The following is an 11,983-nucleotide window of genomic DNA, read 5'->3' as shown; positions in this document are numbered from 1 at the left end:
ATCGATCTTCCGGATCGCGGCCGGGTCAGCGCGGTCCGAGGCTCCAGCGCGGCCCTTGCGGGCTGTCCTCGATGACCAGACCGGACTGGCCGAGCTGGTCGCGGATGGCGTCCGCGGTGGTCCAGTCCTTGCGGGCCCGCGCGGCCTCGCGCTGGTCGAGCACCATGCGGACGAGCGTGTCGACCACGCCGTGCAGATCAGCGCCGCGGTCGCTCTCCCCGGCCCAGTGGGCGTCGAGCGGGTCGAGCCCGAGGACGCCGAGCATGGCACGGACCTCGGCGAGCCGGGCCACCGCGGCTTCCTTGTCGTCGGCGGCCAGCGCGCTGTTGCCCTGCCGGACCGTGGTGTGCACCACGGCGAGCGCCTGCGGCACGCCCAGGTCGTCGTCCATCGCCTCGGCGAAGGCCAGCGGCACCTCGGCGGCGGGCTCGACGACACCGGCCTTCTCCACGACGCGCTGCACGAAGCCCTCGATCCGCGCGAACGCCGACTCGGCCTCGCGCAGTGCCTCCTCGCTGTACTCGATCATCGAGCGGTAGTGCGGGGTGCCGAGGTAGTAGCGCAGCACGATGGGCCGCCAGCGCTTGACCATCTCGCTGACCAGGACCGAGTTGCCGAGCGACTTGGACATCTTCTCGCCGCTCATGGTGACCCAGGCGTTGTGCACCCAGTACCGGGCGAAGTCGTCGCCGTAGGCCTTGGCCTGGGCGATCTCGTTCTCGTGGTGCGGGAAGACCAGGTCGAGGCCGCCGCCGTGGATGTCGAAGGCGGTGCCGAGGTACTTGTGCGCCATCGCCGAGCACTCCAGGTGCCAGCCCGGGCGGCCGCGGCCCCACGGCGTCTCCCAGCTGGGCTCCCCCGGCTTCGCCGCCTTCCACATGGCGAAGTCCCGCGGGTCGCGCTTGCCGGTCTCCCCCGCGCCGGACGGCTGCTGGAGGTTGTCCAGCTCCTGGTTGGACAGCGCCAGATACTCCGGGAAGGAGCGCACGTCGAAGTAGACGTTGCCGTCGGCCTCGTAGGCGTGCCCGCGCTCGATGAGGCCGCGCATCATCTCGACCATCTCGGTCACGTGGCCCGTGGCACGCGGCTCGTAGGTCGGGGGCAGGCAGCCGAGGGCGTGGTAGCCGTCGTTGAACGCGCGCTCGTTCTCGTAGCCGATGGCCCACCAGGGGCGGTTCTGGTCGGCCGACTTGGCGATGATCTTGTCGTCGATGTCCGTCACGTTCCGCACGAACGTGACGTCGTAGCCGCGGTACGCGAACCAGCGGCGCATGATGTCGAAGTTCAGACCCGACCGGATGTGGCCGATGTGCGGGGCGGCCTGCACGGTGGCACCGCACAGGTAGATCGAGACACAACCCGGCTTGAGCGGGGAGAAGTCACGGATCTGCCGGGCGCTGGTGTCGTACAGGCGAATAGTCACGGGACCAGGGTAGTAGGCCCTGAGGGTGTGTGGGGCAGTGCCTTTCACCCGGCTCGTACGACCAGCGCCGTCGCCACCGCCATGAGGCCCTCGTCGCGTCCGGGGAAGCCCAGTCCGTCCGTCGTCGCCCCCGACACCGACACCGGTGCTCCCGCCGCCTCCGACAGGAGCTTCTGCGCCTCGTCCCGCCGTTTGCCGATCTTCGGCCTCGGGCCCACGACCTGTACGGCGATGTTGCCGATGCGGAAGCCCGCCTCGCGGACGATCCGGGCCGCCTCCGTCAGCAGCGTGACGCCGGACGCGCCCGACCACTCGGGGCGGCCCGTGCCGAAGTGCCGGCCGAGGTCGCCGAGGCCGGCCGCCGAGAACAGCGCGTTGCACGCGGCGTGTGCGACGACGTCCGCGTCCGAGTGGCCCGCCAGGCCCGGGCCCTCGCCCTCCCACTTCAGGCCGGCGCACCACAGCTCGCGGCCCTCCTCGAAGGCGTGGATGTCGGTGCCGATGCCGACCTGGGGCAGCGGCATCACGGGCATCTCGTCAGAAGCCATCGTTGAGCCTCCTGCGGGCCAGGACCGCCTCCGCGAGCACCAGGTCCAGGGGCCGGGTGACCTTGAACGCCTCCTCGTGGCCGGGCACCGCCACAACCGTGAGGCCGAGCTGCTCGACCATGCCGGCGTCGTCGGTGACGTCCCCGGTGGCCGTCTCGTGCGCCCGTACCAGCGTCGCCCGGTCGAAGCCCTGCGGCGTCTGCACCGCCCGCAGCCGCGCGCGCTCCGGCGTCGCGACGACCGGCTCCGGATCGCCCGGCGTCCCGGCGGGCTCGACCTGCTTGACGGTGTCGGCGAGCGGAAGCGCCGGGACCACGGCCGGGGCGCCCTCGCGTACGGCCTCGATCACGGCGTCGACCGTGTCCACCGGCACCAGCGGCCGGGCCGCGTCGTGCACCAGCACGATGTCGTGGCCGGGCGGCAGCGCGTCCAGGCCGAGCTTCACGGACTCCTGCCGGCTCTGCCCGCCCGGTACGACGAGGAAGTCGGTCCGCTCGGGCAGCGCGTGCGCGTCGAGCAGCGACTTGACCTCGGCGGCACCGTCGGGCGGGGCCACGACGACGACCAGCGAGACGGCGCGGGAGGCGGCCATCGCGCGGACCGCGTGGATGAGCATGGGGGTGCCGCCCAGCGCGCGGAGCGCCTTGGGGGCACCCGGGCCGAGCCGTACACCACGGCCGGCGGCCGGGATCACGGCCGCCGTACGGGCTGCCGAAGGGGCGGCCGGCGGCGAAGGACGCGAATCGTCAGACATCGGTTCCTGTCAGGTTTGTGTGTTGCCCTGGCGTGGGTATGGCCTGGAGGAGTGCCGGGCGCGACGCGCTCGACCGGACCCTTCCGTGACGCTGGTCGAGCCGGCTGCCCGGGCCCGGCACGCCAAGCACCGGATCGTGAGTGATAACACATCCGGCGGTGAGGGCGCATTCGGTGCCCGGGTACGAACATGCCGCAGCGCCCGGCGACAGAAGAATCGTCATCGGGCACCGCGGCATTTCGATGTGCAGGGTTGCCAAGCAGAGTGCTGAGCGACAGGCTTCGCCTCAGGAGGCGAGAACCTCGTCGAGCAGGGCCTCGGCCTTGTCCTCGTTGGTGTTCTCCGCGAGAGCGAGTTCGCTCACCAGAATCTGGCGGGCCTTGGCGAGCATGCGCTTCTCACCAGCGGAGAGTCCACGCTCACGCTCACGACGCCACAGGTCACGCACCACTTCCGCGACCTTGATGACATCGCCCGAGGCGAGCTTCTCCAGGTTTGCCTTGTAACGACGGGACCAGTTCGTGGGCTCCTCGGCGTACGGTGCGCGCAGCACCTCGAAGACCCGGTCCAGCCCGTCCTGACCGACCACATCACGCACGCCGACGAACTCCGCATTGTCCGCTGGCACACGCACTGTCAGGTCACCCTGGGCGACCTTCAGCACCAAGTAGGTCTTGTCCACGCCTTTGATCTGGCGAGTTTCGATAGCCTCGATCAGCGCGGCCCCGTGATGGGGATAGACCACGGTGTCGCCAACCTTGAACGTCATGTGACAGGTACCCCTTCCGTGGCTATCCAGAGTAACACGGAAACTGCGGGTTCTGAATGGCGTTTTCGCAGGTCAGGGCATATCTCGGGGCTTGACAAGTCCAACAGGAACGTGCTTCGGACAGGGAGTGGAAGAAGGTATTCGCAGGTCGGAGCGGCTCTCCAGGCCGAGCGAAACGCGTACGTTACACACATCCGGAGCCTCCTCCAAGCGGCCGAACATCCCCATATGTCCGGTTCCATGTGATCGACTTCCGCTGCTCCGTTCGGCGGCCCGAGCCGGGTTCCGGTCGAATCCGGAATTGATCACCGGGCGTCCGGGTGAGTCTCCGGTGATCAATTCCGAGGTGGTCCGCACATTCCTTCACGGAAGATTTGCGCTGCCGCCCGGGGTTCTTATGTGAATGCCGGACGAGCATCCCGCCAATGTGACCCAGCCGTCACTTGTGACTCGGGTGCGATCACAGGTGCCGGGGGGTCGGGTGCGGCCGCGCTGGAACGGCTCGGTAACCTGAGGCCTGCTGACAGACACTTAGGGCGGCTTTATCGGCCGCTCCGCTCGAGTCAAGGAGTTGCCGCCGCCGTGAGCAGCAGCCTTCGACGCGGCGTCCTCGCCGCTGCCGCCATCGCGTTCTCTGTTGCCTCGCTCGCCGCGTGCGGTGCCGGCAACGACGCGCAGACCCTCGAGATCCAGCCGGACCACGCGGCGACGAGCGTAGGCAACATCAAGGTCCAGAACGCGATCGTGATCACGCAGCCCGACCTCGAGTCGACCGGCCCGGCCGCGATCTCCGCCACCTTCTTCAACTCCGGCAGCACCGCCGAGACGCTGGAGTCCATCACCCTCCCCGGCACCGGCGACAAGGCCGAGCTCAAGCCCGCCAAGGGCGGCAGCCTGAGCATCCCGGCCGGCGGCAGCCTGGTCCTGGGCGGCAAGGACAACGCCACGGCCGTGCTGCCGAGCGGTCGCGAGGCCGCCCAGGACGGCAACGCCCAGAAGGTCACCTTCACCTTCAGCAAGACCGGTGACGTGAGCCTGCGCGCGTTCGTCGTCCCCGCCGAGCACCACTTCACCGAGTGGGGCCCGACCGAGGTCCCGGCCGCGCCGGGCGGCTCGGCGTCCCCCTCCGGTTCGCCGTCGGGGAGCCCCTCCGGTTCGCCGGCCGGCACCGAGAGCCCCGCCGCGGGCGAGACGCCGGGCGGCCACGAGTCGCCGGGCACGCCGACCGACGCGGCCTCCGCGAGCACCTCGGCCGGTGCGGGCGCCGGGCACTGAGCCCCGTAGGACAGCCGTAGCGAAAGGGCGGGACCTCTCCCTGGAGAGGTCCCGCCCTTTCGTGTCGCTGTCGTGCTCGGCCGGCTTACGGCTCGAACTTGTAGCCCAGGCCACGGACCGTCACCAGGTAGCGCGGGGCGCCCGGGTCCGGCTCGATCTTGGCGCGCAGGCGCTTGACGTGGACGTCGAGGGTCTTGGTGTCACCGACGTAGTCGGCGCCCCAGACGCGGTCGATGAGCTGCATGCGGGTCAGCACGCGGCCGGCGTTGCGCAGCAGCATCTCCAGCAGGTCGAACTCCTTCAGCGGCAGGTCGATCTTGGTGCCACCGACGGTGACCACGTGCCGGTCGACGTCCATGCGGACCGGACCGGCCTCCAGCGCGGCCGGGGTCACCTCCTCCGGCTCACCTCTGCGGCGCAGCACGGCCCGGATACGGGCGACCAGCTCGCGCGAGGAGAAGGGCTTGGTGACGTAGTCGTCGGCCCCTATCTCCAGGCCGACGACCTTGTCGATCTCGCTGTCCTTGGCGGTCACCATGATGACGGGGACGTTGGAGCGGCCGCGCAGCTGGCGGCAGACCTCGGTGCCCGGCAGGCCGGGCAGCATCAGGTCGAGGAGGACGAGGTCGGCGCCGTTGCGCTCGAACTCGTCGAGTCCGTCGGGCCCGGTGGTCGCGACGGCGACCTCGAAGCCCTCCTTGCGGAGCATGTACGACAGGGCGTCGGAGAAGGACTCCTCGTCCTCGACGACGAGCACTCGGGTCACGGAAGGACCTCCGGGGCAGGAAGCGTTTCGTACGCGGTTGATTCGGGGGATGTGGGGGTGGACCGCCCGGCCTCTTCGTCGAGGCCCGCGCCTCCTGCGCGTTCCGATCGGGCGGACTGCTGATGTGCGCGGTCGCGGGCCGCACCGGCCTCCGGCAGCCGCAGGGTGAAGGTGGAGCCCTGGCCTTCGGCGCTCCACACCGTGACTTCCCCGCCGTGCGAGGCGGCCACGTGTTTCACGATGGCCAGCCCCAGTCCCGTACCACCGGTGGCGCGGGAGCGGGCCGGGTCGACACGGTAGAAGCGCTCGAAGATGCGCTCCTTGTCCTTGTCGGAGATGCCGATGCCCTGGTCGGTGACGGCGATCTCGATGTGTTCCCCACCGGGCGCGTTCACCCTGCGGGCCGCTATGCCGACTCGGGTGCGGGCGGGAGAGTAGTTGACCGCGTTCTCGACGAGGTTGCCGAGGGCGGCGGCGAGCTGGCCGCGGTTTCCCCAGACGTGCAGGTCGACGGTGCCGCCCTCCCGTCGCCCGCCACCCTGCTCGGGCCCTTCGGGCGCCCAGACATTAGAGGCCATGGTGATCTGCTTGGTGCCGGCCTGATGCCGGCAGCGGTCGATGGCCTCGGCGACGAGCTCGTCGACGCGGACCGGCTCGGCGTCCTCCAGCGGGTCGTCGTTCTGCACCCGCGACAGGTCGATGAGCTCCTGCACCAGGCTGGTGAGCCGGGTGGCCTCGATCTGCATGCGCCCGGCGAACCGCTCGACGGCCTCGGGGTCGTCGGAGGCGTCCATGACGGCCTCGGACAGCAGCGAGAGGGCGCCGACGGGCGTCTTCAGCTCATGGCTCACGTTGGCGACGAAGTCGCGCCGCACCGCCTCGATCCGGCGGGCCTCGGTGAGGTCCTCCACGAGCAGCAGCACCAGCCGGGAGCCGAGCGGCGCGACCCGCGCGGAGACGGCCAGGGCCTCCCCGCGACCGGTGCCGCGCCGCGGCAGGTCCAGCTCGACCTGGCGTATCTCCCCGTCGCGCCGGGTGTCCCGGGCCATCTGGAGCATCGGCTCGACGGCGAGCTTGCCGCCGCGGACCAGGCCGAGGGCGTACGCCGCCGAGCTGGCCTTGACGACGGCGTCCGCCTCGTCGAGCACGACGGCGGAGGATCTGAGGACCGACAGGACCGTGTCCACGCCCGGCGGGAGCACCGCGTCCGTGTGCAGGGAGCTACGGGTGGGGCGCTTCTGTTCGCGCTCGCTCCAGCGGAACGCCAGCATGGCGATGACGCCGGTGAGCACCCCGGCGATCGCAGCCGCTGCGGCGACCGCCGCGTTCACGTCCATGCACCCAGGTTAGGCATGGGTCGGGCACGGGCCACAGCCGTCGGGCTGCGAGCTGGAACACTCGTCGCCCAGAGTTCACCTTGGAGCCAGTACTGGTTCATTTGGGATGACGGAAACGGACGCGTACGGGCCGGAACGTGGGAGCGTGGGGTTCGGACCGTTGGTAATACGACGGTCGTACCGCTGGTAGTACAACGGTCGTACCACCGGTTGTTCGGTGGGCCCGGCCCTTGAACCCCCGACACAGACGCACGAGAGGGAAGCCTGATGCGGGACGCGTACCACGAGGAACTGGACTCGATCGGCGACGGTCTGGTGGAGATGGCCCGGCTGGTCGGCTCGGCGATCGGGCGCGCCACCACCGCCATGCTCGACTCCGACCTGAAGCTGGCGGAGAACGTCATCGAGGGCGACCAGAAGGTCGACGAGCTCCAGCACGACCTGGAGGCCCGGGCCATTGCCCTGCTGGCGCGGCAGCAGCCGGTGGCGACGGACCTGCGCATCGTCGTCACGTCGCTGCGTATGTCGGCCGACCTGGAGCGCTCGGGCGACCTGGCGCAGCACGTGGCGAAGCTCGCGCGCCTGCGCTACCCAAACCACGCGGTCCCGAGCGACCTGCACGCCACCATCCTGGAGATGGGCCAGCTCGCCCAGCGCCTGATGGCCAAGGCCGCCGAGGTGATCATCACCAAGGACGTCGACCTGGCGCTCCAGCTGGAGCAGGACGACGACGAGATGGACCTGCTGCACCGCACCCTCTTCCAGCACCTGATGGACGACCGCTGGAAGCACGGCATCGAGACGGCCGTGGACGTCACGCTGCTGGGCCGTTACTACGAGCGGTTCGCCGACCACGCGGTCTCGGTCGCCAAGCGGGTGGTGTACCTGGTGACGGGTGAGCACGCGGACGAGCTCCAGACGACGGACGTGCAGCCGGAGATCCAGGCGGTCACGGAGTCGGAAAGCGCCTGACTTCGGGCCTGGCAGGGCGTGAAAGGGCCGGGCGGGGATCGGCTGGGGCGCGTGGGCGCCTCAGTGCGCCGTTGATGCGCCCAGTGGAACGGGCATCCAATGGGCACAGGCACCAGCCTCGAGGAGGGACCCATGGCCGAATCCCCCAGCACCACGCCCGATCCCACGCAGGAGCGCGAGACCGAGCAGCCCGCCCAGATCAGGAACCTGCCCCTGGTCGCCGCGTGCGGCTGCGGCTCGGGCTGCGGCTGCGGGTGCCAGTCGGGCAGCCCCTGCCAGTGCGGCTGAGCCGGCACCTTCGTACGACCAGCAGGGCCCCGGTGGTTCGCTTCCGGGGCCCTGCGGCGTTGTGGTCGCCTCCGCGCCCGTACGGGCGGACCATGGAAGTACGCGGCACCTGTGCACCGCCGTACCGGCGTACCGCCGGGTGCTGGGAAGGAGGCACGACGTCATGGCCAAGTTCATGGATGTCCACCACAGCATGAAGGGCATCACGGCAGACCAACTGCGCGAGGCCCACAACGCGGACCTCGCCATAGAGGGAGACGAGAACGTCCACTTCGAGAGGGCCTGGGCGGACCCGGAGTCCGGCCTCGTCTACTGCCTCTCCGAGGCCCCCTCGGCCGAGGCGGTCCAGCGCATCCACGAACGCGCGGGGCACAAGGCGGACGAGATCCATCCGGTGCCGTTGACGGTCCAGTGAGGGAGCGGTGCGGTCGGCCGGTGTCAGGGGGCACTCCGGCAGGACTCGGATTCGACGGCGGCGTCCTCCAGTCGCTGCTCACCCCAGTCGCCGTTGCGGTTCATGGTCATGAACCGCCGGCCGTCCGCCGAAGCGAGGGTGCGGGTCGCGGAGCCGGGGATCATGCCGCCGTGGCCACAGGCCCAGCAGCCCTCCGCGAGCTTGAAGTGCCGTAGGCCCAGGCCGTGGACGTCCTGCGGGCCGCCATGGCCCTGCCCCCGTCGACGGGGACGGCGTCGAGCAGTTGCCGCTGCTGTGCGGGCGGCAGCAGGTCACCGCCATCGGGAACATCCCGGAAACGGATCAAGGGCCGGACGCGGAACGCTCCGGGACCTGCCCTAGGCCCCCGCAACTGGCTCAGCCGGCTCGGCGGGCTCAGTCGGCTCGGCCGACTCAGCCTCCTCCTCCGGCACCCGCCGCATCAACGCCCCGTACCCCAGCCCGGCCACCGTCCCGACCACCGCGCACAGCCCCCACAGCCACTCCGCCCCGAACCGATCGATGACGAAGCCGGACATCAGCGGGGCGACCAGGGCGGCGACGGACCAGGACATGGTGTACATCCCCTGGTAGCGCCCGCGTCCGTGGAGCGGGGACAGCCGGACGACCAGGCCGGTCTGCGTCGGGGCGTTGACGATCTCGGCCAGCGTCCACACGCACACCGTGAGGGCGATGACGCCGACCGACCCGGCGAAGGCGGTGAGTCCGAAGCCGTACCCCGCGAGGAGCGAGGAGATGACGAGCAGCCGACGGGGGTCGCGGTGCTCGATGAACCGCGTGACCGGGATCTGGAGCACGACGATCAGGACGCCGTTGACGGCGATCGCCATGCCGTACTCGGCCGGGGTGAACCCGGCCTCACCCATCGCCACCGGCAGCCCCACTGACGCCTGCTGGAAGATCAGCGCGACGAGGAAGGACAGCCCGACGACGCCCATGAAGCGTCCGTCGCGCAGCACCGTGCCGAGCCCGACGGAGTCGTCCCGCCCGGCCGTCCGCACCGTCTCGGCGGGCTTGGACTCGGGCAGCTTCAGGAAGACGACGATCGCGCAGACCATCGTCATCCCCGCCTCGATCAGGAACCCGGCGAGGTAGCTGACCTCGGCGATGAATCCGGCGGCCATGGAGGAGACGGCGAAACCGAGGTTGATGGCCCAGTAGTTGAGGGAGAAGGCGCGGATACGGTCCTCGGGCCGCACGATGTCCGCCATCATCGCCTGCACGGCGGGCCGGGACGCGTTGCTCGCCATGCCGACGAGGAACGCGACGCCGGCGATCGCGACCGGGTGGTGTACGAACCCCAGCAGCGCGACGGACACGGCGGTCGAGGCCTGCGCGATCAGCAGCGTCGGCCGCCGGCCCAGCCGGTCGGTCATCACGCCACCGCCCAGCGCGGAGATCACACCGCCGAGGCCGTGCAGGGCGGCGACCAGACCGGCGTACGTGGCGGAGTAGCCGCGGTCGAGCGTCAGGTACAACGCCATGAACGTGGCGACAAAGGCGCCGAGCCGGTTGACGAGGGTGCTGGTCCACAGCCACCAGAACTCGCGGGGCAGTCCGGAGACGGTCTCCCGGACGGCACGTCTGGCACGCACGGCGTACGGCATGGACGACATGGGCTCCCCCCAGGGCGCAAGGCTGTAAGTGACGCCGTGCAAGTGGCGCAGGATGTAAGTGGCGCATGCGGAATGCGCAAATTACAGAACCCCGGTTGACGGAGGCCACTCAATTAGCAGAACCCGTCAAACGTCCGCCTGCCGGGCAGCCACACGAACGGGCGAATGCGTGGATTACGCTCTGGGGCATGGCCGACGCACCGTACAAGCTGATCCTCCTCCGCCACGGCGAGAGCGAGTGGAACGAGAAGAACCTGTTCACCGGCTGGGTGGACGTCAACCTGACCGCGAAGGGCGAGAAGGAGGCGACGCGCGGCGGCGAGCTGCTGAAGGACGCCGGCCTGCTCCCCGACGTCGTGCACACGTCCCTCCAGAAGCGCGCCATCCGCACCGCGCAGCTCGCCCTGGAGTCCGCCGACCGCCTCTGGATCCCGGTCCACCGCAGCTGGCGCCTGAACGAGCGCCACTACGGCGCCCTCCAGGGCAAGGACAAGGCCCAGACGCTCGCCGAGTTCGGCGAGGAGCAGTTCATGCTGTGGCGCCGCTCCTACGACACCCCGCCGCCGGCGCTGGACCGTGACGCCGAGTACTCCCAGTTCTCCGACCCGCGCTACGCGACCCTCCCGCCGGAGCTGCGCCCGCAGACGGAGTGCCTCAAGGACGTCGTCGTCCGCATGCTCCCGTACTGGTTCGACGCCATCGTCCCCGACCTGCTGACCGGCCGCACGGTCCTGGTCGCCGCCCACGGCAACAGCCTGCGCGCCCTGGTCAAGCACCTGGACGGCATCTCCGACGAGGACATCGCGGGCCTGAACATCCCGACGGGCATCCCGCTGTCCTACGAACTCGACGCCGACTTCAAGCCGGTGAACCCGGGCGGGACGTACCTCGACCCGGAGGCGGCCGCGGCGGCTATCGAGGCGGTCAAGAACCAGGGGAAGAAGAAGTAAGCAGAGCTGATCAAGGCCCCTACCTGCGGTTTCTCCGCTGGCAGGGGCCTTGTTGCTGCGGTGGGGCCGCCTCTGGGCCGTCAGCTGCTTGATCGGGCCGTGCTCAGCGCTTGAGGAAGTCCGGCTCCGGCTGCTCCCTCGCTTCTGCTTGTGCTCCCACGTCATGCAGGGCCGTGACGGCTTCCTCAGCGTCTTCCTGAGGCACGCCGACGAGGATCAGGGCTGGGATCTGTGTTGCAAGGACCTTGCTGCGCCAGAGGCTTAGTCCCGTCAGTCGACGAACGACCTGAACGACGTCCAGCACACGGACGCCGAGGTCAGTGAGCACTACGTCATGGGGCACGTCGTCGCACACCAGCGAGACGTACTCGTCTGCCATCGCCACTCCCGCCCCTCTCCGTATCGGAGCGTACGAGTCCTCAACCGCCATGTCGCGTCGGTTTGGTTGCTTCGAAGATGAGGCCACGGCCTTACGAGTGCGCTCCTGGCTCGACGGCATGAGATGCGCGTACACGCGGAGTGTCAGGCCGGGGTCCGAGTGGCCGAGGTACTCGGCGAGGGCCTTGATGTCCTCCCCGGCGTCCAGGAGCACCGAGGCGTAGAAGTGGCGGAGGGCGTGCATGCCGTTCTCGCGGGACTCGGCATAGGACCCGCCCGGCTTCCGCTCGGGGATCACCCGCCGAGGCGAGCGCCCGCTTCCACACTTCTTCGTTGAGGGACGTCCGCCAGACGTGAACGCCTAGGAGCTGTCCGGGCGATCATGTGACCGCCTCGTGCCCGGGTCGTTGTGGTGGGCATGGGGCGGGGCGATCTGACAGATGACGAGTGGGA

General features: G+C 69.9%; 14 protein-coding genes and 1 pseudogene. 5 read left to right on the top strand and 10 right to left on the bottom strand.

Annotated features, from left to right (window positions below; genetic code table 11):
- Positions 1-25 precede the first annotated feature (25 nt).
- The 4 genes from cysS to ACZ6TU_RS35910 all read right to left on the bottom strand — a co-directional run bounded on the left by cysS (position 26) and on the right by ACZ6TU_RS35910 (position 3,494).
- On the bottom strand, positions 26-1,423 hold the full coding sequence (gene cysS, locus ACZ6TU_RS35925) for a cysteine--tRNA ligase (RefSeq protein ID WP_469553010.1): 1,398 nt from the start codon (positions 1,421-1,423) through the stop codon (positions 26-28).
- Positions 1,424-1,467: 44 nt separating this feature from the next.
- On the bottom strand, positions 1,468-1,971 hold the full coding sequence (gene ispF, locus ACZ6TU_RS35920) for a 2-C-methyl-D-erythritol 2,4-cyclodiphosphate synthase (protein ID WP_467672626.1): 504 nt from the start codon (positions 1,969-1,971) through the stop codon (positions 1,468-1,470).
- Positions 1,961-2,725, bottom strand: coding sequence for a 2-C-methyl-D-erythritol 4-phosphate cytidylyltransferase (ispD, locus tag ACZ6TU_RS35915; RefSeq protein ID WP_469553008.1), 765 nt, complete (start codon positions 2,723-2,725; stop codon positions 1,961-1,963). The genes ispF and ispD overlap by 11 nt, the downstream gene beginning before the upstream one ends.
- A gap of 286 nt (positions 2,726-3,011) precedes the next feature.
- On the bottom strand, positions 3,012-3,494 hold the full coding sequence (locus ACZ6TU_RS35910) for a CarD family transcriptional regulator (RefSeq protein ID WP_003953493.1): 483 nt from the start codon (positions 3,492-3,494) through the stop codon (positions 3,012-3,014).
- A 582-nt stretch (positions 3,495-4,076) separates the two neighbouring features.
- Here ACZ6TU_RS35910 and ACZ6TU_RS35905 point away from each other — a divergent pair.
- A complete protein-coding gene (locus ACZ6TU_RS35905; RefSeq protein ID WP_467672622.1) occupies positions 4,077-4,769 on the top strand; it encodes a copper chaperone PCu(A)C domain-containing protein in 693 nt (230 codons plus the stop codon).
- An 85-nt stretch (positions 4,770-4,854) separates the two neighbouring features.
- Here the strand turns inward: ACZ6TU_RS35905 and phoP are convergent, their stop codons facing one another.
- Positions 4,855-5,535, bottom strand: coding sequence for a two-component system response regulator PhoP (gene phoP / locus ACZ6TU_RS35900; RefSeq protein ID WP_030243122.1), 681 nt, complete (start codon positions 5,533-5,535; stop codon positions 4,855-4,857).
- Positions 5,532-6,872: a two-component system sensor histidine kinase PhoR gene (gene phoR, locus ACZ6TU_RS35895; protein ID WP_467672620.1), complete on the bottom strand. Its 1,341-nt coding sequence runs from the start codon at positions 6,870-6,872 to the stop codon at positions 5,532-5,534. Before phoR ends, phoP begins: the two co-directional genes overlap by 4 nt.
- 267 nt (positions 6,873-7,139) lie before the next feature.
- Between phoR and phoU the strand changes: the two genes are divergently transcribed.
- The 3 genes from phoU (at position 7,140) to ACZ6TU_RS35880 (ending at position 8,547) form a co-directional block, all read left to right on the top strand.
- Positions 7,140-7,844: a phosphate signaling complex protein PhoU gene (phoU, locus tag ACZ6TU_RS35890; RefSeq protein WP_467672618.1), complete on the top strand. Its 705-nt coding sequence runs from the start codon at positions 7,140-7,142 to the stop codon at positions 7,842-7,844.
- Between the two features lie 132 nt (positions 7,845-7,976).
- Positions 7,977-8,132, top strand: coding sequence for a hypothetical protein (locus ACZ6TU_RS35885; RefSeq protein WP_173937275.1), 156 nt, complete (start codon positions 7,977-7,979; stop codon positions 8,130-8,132).
- 163 nt (positions 8,133-8,295) lie between these two features.
- Positions 8,296-8,547, top strand: a complete 252-nt coding sequence (locus tag ACZ6TU_RS35880) for an SCO4226 family nickel-binding protein (RefSeq protein WP_467672616.1) — start codon at positions 8,296-8,298, stop codon at positions 8,545-8,547.
- Positions 8,548-8,570: 23 nt separating this feature from the next.
- On the opposite strand, the gene ACZ6TU_RS35875 is transcribed toward ACZ6TU_RS35880, so the two are convergent.
- Both ACZ6TU_RS35875 and ACZ6TU_RS35870 read right to left on the bottom strand, forming a co-directional pair.
- Positions 8,571-8,711, bottom strand: a complete 141-nt coding sequence (locus ACZ6TU_RS35875; protein WP_467672614.1) for a hypothetical protein — start codon at positions 8,709-8,711, stop codon at positions 8,571-8,573.
- A gap of 213 nt (positions 8,712-8,924) precedes the next feature.
- Positions 8,925-10,193, bottom strand: a complete 1,269-nt coding sequence (locus ACZ6TU_RS35870; protein WP_467673501.1) for an MDR family MFS transporter — start codon at positions 10,191-10,193, stop codon at positions 8,925-8,927.
- Positions 10,194-10,390: 197 nt separating this feature from the next.
- Between ACZ6TU_RS35870 and ACZ6TU_RS35865 the strand changes: the two genes are divergently transcribed.
- Positions 10,391-11,152, top strand: a complete 762-nt coding sequence (locus tag ACZ6TU_RS35865; RefSeq protein WP_467672612.1) for a phosphoglyceromutase — start codon at positions 10,391-10,393, stop codon at positions 11,150-11,152.
- A 103-nt stretch (positions 11,153-11,255) separates the two neighbouring features.
- On the opposite strand, the gene ACZ6TU_RS35860 is transcribed toward ACZ6TU_RS35865, so the two are convergent.
- Both ACZ6TU_RS35860 and ACZ6TU_RS35855 read right to left on the bottom strand, forming a co-directional pair.
- Positions 11,256-11,531, bottom strand: coding sequence for a ribosomal protein L7/L12 (locus tag ACZ6TU_RS35860; RefSeq protein ID WP_467673499.1), 276 nt, complete (start codon positions 11,529-11,531; stop codon positions 11,256-11,258).
- A gap of 78 nt (positions 11,532-11,609) precedes the next feature.
- Positions 11,610-11,892: pseudogene (locus tag ACZ6TU_RS35855) on the bottom strand (tyrosine-type recombinase/integrase); the annotation flags it as partial.
- Between the last annotated feature and the right edge of the window lie 91 nt (positions 11,893-11,983).

This window comes from Streptomyces sp. NPDC052064 (assembly GCF_055585925.1).
The sequence above is the reverse complement of the archived record's forward strand: the minus strand, read 5'-3'. Positions and strand labels throughout refer to the sequence as shown.

Bases quoted from the DNA above. Each gene is read 5' to 3' on its own strand.
- ispF (WP_467672626.1), bottom strand. From the start codon at position 1,971: ATGGCTTCTGACGAGATGCCCGTGATGCCGCTGCCCCAGGTCGGCATC.
- ispD (WP_469553008.1), bottom strand. From the start codon at position 2,725: ATGTCTGACGATTCGCGTCCTTCGCCGCCGGCCGCCCCTTCGGCAGCC.
- ACZ6TU_RS35910 (WP_003953493.1), bottom strand. From the start codon at position 3,494: ATGACGTTCAAGGTTGGCGACACCGTGGTCTATCCCCATCACGGGGCC.
- phoR (WP_467672620.1), bottom strand. From the start codon at position 6,872: ATGGACGTGAACGCGGCGGTCGCCGCAGCGGCTGCGATCGCCGGGGTG.
- phoU (WP_467672618.1), top strand. From the start codon at position 7,140: ATGCGGGACGCGTACCACGAGGAACTGGACTCGATCGGCGACGGTCTG.
- ACZ6TU_RS35885 (WP_173937275.1), top strand. From the start codon at position 7,977: ATGGCCGAATCCCCCAGCACCACGCCCGATCCCACGCAGGAGCGCGAG.
- ACZ6TU_RS35880 (WP_467672616.1), top strand. From the start codon at position 8,296: ATGGCCAAGTTCATGGATGTCCACCACAGCATGAAGGGCATCACGGCA.
- ACZ6TU_RS35875 (WP_467672614.1), bottom strand. From the start codon at position 8,711: ATGATCCCCGGCTCCGCGACCCGCACCCTCGCTTCGGCGGACGGCCGG.
- ACZ6TU_RS35870 (WP_467673501.1), bottom strand. From the start codon at position 10,193: ATGCCGTACGCCGTGCGTGCCAGACGTGCCGTCCGGGAGACCGTCTCC.
- ACZ6TU_RS35865 (WP_467672612.1), top strand. From the start codon at position 10,391: ATGGCCGACGCACCGTACAAGCTGATCCTCCTCCGCCACGGCGAGAGC.
- ACZ6TU_RS35860 (WP_467673499.1), bottom strand. From the start codon at position 11,531: ATGGCAGACGAGTACGTCTCGCTGGTGTGCGACGACGTGCCCCATGAC.